The organism is Moorena sp. SIO3B2, from assembly GCF_010692525.1.
In the GTDB taxonomy this organism is placed as follows: Bacteria; Cyanobacteriota; Cyanobacteriia; order Cyanobacteriales; family Coleofasciculaceae; genus Moorena; species Moorena producens.
Map to the genome: position 1 here is coordinate 1 of NZ_JAAHHE010000486.1, position 3,999 is coordinate 3,999.

A 3,999-nucleotide genomic window follows, 5' to 3' on the forward strand; every position below is an offset into this window, starting at 1 on the left:
CGATCAACTGATTACTGACTTGGGGGTTAATCCTCATAGATATGGCTGGAATCTAATTGCCGAATATTTATTACCGATTAACCCTTCTGGTTACCATAATCTCCAACAGGAATTGTTAAATAAAAATCCTCAAAGGGAACACAAATAATGACTCAGCATTTGTTAGATATGGAGAAGAATATACGCTATCTTGAAGCCCACCAACAAGCGTTTAACATCCCAGATATTTATCCTCTGGAACTCTTCAAGCATTTGGTGGAGAAAGCAGGGGGTTACACAATTGAGTGTTCTTGCAAAATTGCCGGAGATCGGCTTTATCCTGCTCGCTTTAACCTCTGGTTTCGAGATCAGCAATATTTTCCTAAGGAAATCAACGGGGTGTTGGAGTTCTTCCGGGCAGTGGAAGCAATGGATAAGGCACAGTTAGATTATAGTCTCTTCCAGAAATTTTATAGCGATCGCTTTGATTGGAGCAAAGTCAAAAAGATTGCTGCTGGAGTCGATTTGCGCCCAGAAAAAGCCAATTCTCGGTTAAAAATCTGGTTTATTATTGAGGACTATCCAGAAAAGCTGGAAGCAGCAATATCTCTCCATGGAGAAAGGGAAGATGTGCGCACATTGATTGTGAATAACAAGCTGCTCATCGGTTTTGATTTTTTCTTAGATGGTCATAGCACCATCAAACTTTATCCTGAAATTGACTCTAAAGAATGGCAGCAGGTAGATGTGCAACAGAGGCTGAGGAAAGTTTTGTCACCCCAGGCTCTACAACTATTAAATGCTTGTGATGAACTGACAGTTGCCTTTAGTAAAGGTAATCAAGATAAAACCTTGCATTTGGATTTACTTGATGCTAATAACTTTATCAATAAGTTAGGGCATGAAATGGCAAGTAGAGTCCATGCTCATTATCAGGGTAAACAAGTGGAACGTATTCATGTATCCTTGAGCGAACGGGAATTACTCGCTGGGTCAATTGAGAACCTGAATATGTATTACATGATGCCATAGTACCGAGAGTTTATATTACCCAGGCGTGTAGCGATCGCTCTTTTGTTATGAATCAATATATCGATAGCATTCTCACCAGTTTTCAAACCAATTTCAAGGGTTATCCCACATCTGTGGCAACAGACATTTCTCGAACAGACCTCGTAGATTTGTCTATTGGGGAGATTCAGCTTGACCAGCCTAACTGGATTAAAGAGCTAATTTTAACTAGTATGAAAGAAGCACCGTTAGGTTATGTTGATTCCCAAGGGATGAAAAGCTTACGCTCTGCATACGCCAGTTACCTCTTCAAAGCAGGCAATAGCATTAATGAAGAGCAAATATTGATTACATCTGGAGCCAAAGAAGCTTTGTGGATGGCTTTTTTGATTAGCTTGCAGCCAAAGGATACAATCCTTTTACCAAAACCTGGCTGGTCTCCTTATTATATGTGGGCGCAAGCATTAGGAGCAGTAATTCGCACCTACGATCCCAGAGATAAAAACGTCGCCGATGTGATTATTAATGAAATTTCAAGTTATCAACCCTCCGTTTTAGTTGTGAATTTTCCTAACAATCCCACGGGTGCAGAAATATCTCAGATAGAACTTAATCGAATAGTAAACAGGGCTCAAGACTATCAGGTTAAAGTTATATCGGATGAGGTATATCGGGTTTTTGCTAGTACAAAGGAATCAGCAGCTACTATTTTAGGGAGAATTAATTCATCTCAAAGCCAAAACTTGATCCATGTTGATTCCATGACCAAAATGTTAGGTTTGGGAGGTCTGAGAATTGGTTTTTTTGTTTCTGATGAAAGCACTATAGAGAAAATACGAAATTTTCGCGCCAGTTATGCTTCTTGCGTTAGTTCACTTGCCCAGTGCGCTTCAGCTTCAATTCTTGAGGATGAGCGTTTAATTAATCATATCCAAGCTTTAGTTAGGGTGACGAAACAAAATATTAAATCTACAGTTGACCAACTATTGAAGCATCAGTATCCTGTTGAAAGTTCTGGTGCTGTTTATGTTTGGGCTAAGTATCAAGACTCAGAAGCTACAGCGGCTCCTAGCAAACACATTATTATAAATGGCCGCCATGTAAAAGCCGCCCTTGGTAGTATATTTGGAGCGCCAGAATATTTCCGTTTGTGTCCTGTAAGACCGCAATATCTGCTCAACTCTATTTTATTTTAGATTAACCCATTTCAATTAACCCAGTAATTAGTTAATTTTCAATAAAAATACTACCACAAGCCTAAAAGTACTGGCGATTTTTCTGGGGGATTAAATGGGGCTAGCCAATTAGCAATTAGCCATAATTTTTGGTTAATTGCATAATTGAGATGCCCCCAACTAACATTCACTTATAGACTTTACTTATAGACTTTAAGCATCTTAAGGCTTTTTCAGTGGCATCAGGCATTAATCTTATAGCAACTTCCTTGAAAATATTTGAATATAATGTTATTGATTGATAGCAATGAATAAGTTGAATATCCCTCAATTGAGGAAGGTCTGGTTTTAATTTATTGAGCTGCTCTATCTCTTCTATCTGACTGATATTTAAGATATTTAAAATAAAAGGAATCGGATAATTATAAGCAGATGGTATATGTGCAATTTTAGTTTTAGTTTCCTGAATTGCTCGGCTCAAAGCTAATTGATCTTGCTGTTTAAATCTGCTCCATTCTTTATGCCAAGTTTCAAATAGAGTATTGCCATCATAATTATTTCTCCAAAGTATTAATCCACCGTTAAACTGAACAGAATCACCAGCACAAATTTTTGATGTATAAGTTCTTTCTACTTGAGAAACATGGGTGAACTTAGAAATTAACTGAGAAATTGTAGGATATGGATCGATTGTCAGAGCAGTATTGGCAAATTGTAAAAAACTCCAAATTTCATCAATTGGTTTTACAGGTATAATATCAGCATCTAAGTATAGAGTTTCATCAAACTCTGTGAACGTATTCAAGCGGGTTTTGATCCACCTTGATATCATTACATTATTCTGCCTCTCTTTTTCAGGGATAAGAATTGGTTGGATGACAATATTAAATTCATACAATTGCTCTTGAAGTTCTGTATTTCTTAGATTTGACAGGATGATGATTGGTAGCTTAGGCGATACCTGACGAAGAGCAAAAGCACTGATTACAGCAGATTCTACATATGACCATAAGTCAACAGCACAATATATTACGCCTTGAGTTGGTGGTTGGGTTTTCATGAGATGTAACTTTTGATGAGAAACAACAGCCTAAAATAGGTGAAATCGATATTCCGTTGATTCAAATTATAGGGTTATATTCCGGAAATTACAAGTGTTAATTCACAAGCATCTTTCCAGGGAATTGTATTTTATAGAACTAGGCATATCTTCCCCCTTTAGCGATTAATTCTGCATGAGTGCCAGTCTCCACAATGGGACCTTTTTCCAAAACCACAATCAAATCTACATTGTGGATGGTGGATAATCGATGAGCAATAATTAAGCTATAGCAATCCTAAATCATTGTCTTGATGCAGTCGCTCATGGGGGAAACCACGGCAGTCGCTCATGGGGGGGACCCCCAAGACCGCGCTGCCTCCCCAAGACCGCGCTGCATCGCTTGTAAAATCACTGGACTTCTTAAAAACTAGCTCCAACTCCCTTCTCATCTGCCTTCTGCCTTCTGCCTCCTGCCTTAAAGCAGCCCATTTATTTCACGAATCAGATAGGATTGCTATAGTGCGACCTTTAAAAAGCTGCTTCATAGATTATTGAATGAGCTGCAATGTTAATTCAAACAATTTCCTAAACTCTGTTATTAATTTGCGTTTCTACTTTGACTCATCACATCTAACTGCGGTTGATTGGCTAGATTTTTATGGGGGAATGGTTGGTCAGGGATAGAACATTTTAGAAAAGAACATAAATGTTCCCATCCATCCCCACCAGTAATATTCATAATTAGTAAATCTTCAGGTCTATGGGCAAAGTAATTTTGTACGTGCTGCACAT

4 protein-coding genes are annotated in these 3,999 nt (G+C 38.2%); 2 read left to right on the top strand and 2 right to left on the bottom strand.

The window, feature by feature from the left end; all coding sequences use genetic code 11:
- Positions 1-147 precede the first annotated feature (147 nt).
- Positions 148-1,011: a LynF/TruF/PatF family peptide O-prenyltransferase gene (locus tag F6K38_RS36700; protein WP_287359946.1), complete on the top strand. Its 864-nt coding sequence runs from the start codon at positions 148-150 to the stop codon at positions 1,009-1,011.
- Positions 1,012-1,058: 47 nt separating this feature from the next.
- Positions 1,059-2,186 carry a pyridoxal phosphate-dependent aminotransferase gene (locus tag F6K38_RS36705; RefSeq protein WP_287359947.1) on the top strand — a complete coding sequence of 376 codons (1,128 nt, stop codon included), beginning with the start codon at positions 1,059-1,061 and terminating at the stop codon, positions 2,184-2,186.
- Between the two features lie 166 nt (positions 2,187-2,352).
- Here F6K38_RS36705 and F6K38_RS36710 read toward each other — a convergent pair whose 3' ends face one another.
- Both F6K38_RS36710 and F6K38_RS36715 read right to left on the bottom strand, forming a co-directional pair.
- The gene (locus tag F6K38_RS36710; RefSeq protein ID WP_287359949.1) at positions 2,353-3,225 is read right to left on the bottom strand and encodes a hypothetical protein; all 873 of its coding nucleotides are present in this window, start codon (positions 3,223-3,225) and stop codon (positions 2,353-2,355) included.
- A 580-nt stretch (positions 3,226-3,805) separates the two neighbouring features.
- On the bottom strand, positions 3,806-3,999 hold a 194-nt coding region (locus tag F6K38_RS36715), incomplete at its 5' end, for a sulfotransferase (protein ID WP_287359951.1).

Coding starts and splice junctions, on each gene's coding strand:
- F6K38_RS36700 (WP_287359946.1), top strand. CDS start 148: ATGACTCAGCATTTGTTAGATATGGAGAAGAATATACGCTATCTTGAA.
- F6K38_RS36705 (WP_287359947.1), top strand. CDS start 1,059: ATGAATCAATATATCGATAGCATTCTCACCAGTTTTCAAACCAATTTC.
- F6K38_RS36710 (WP_287359949.1), bottom strand. CDS start 3,225: ATGAAAACCCAACCACCAACTCAAGGCGTAATATATTGTGCTGTTGAC.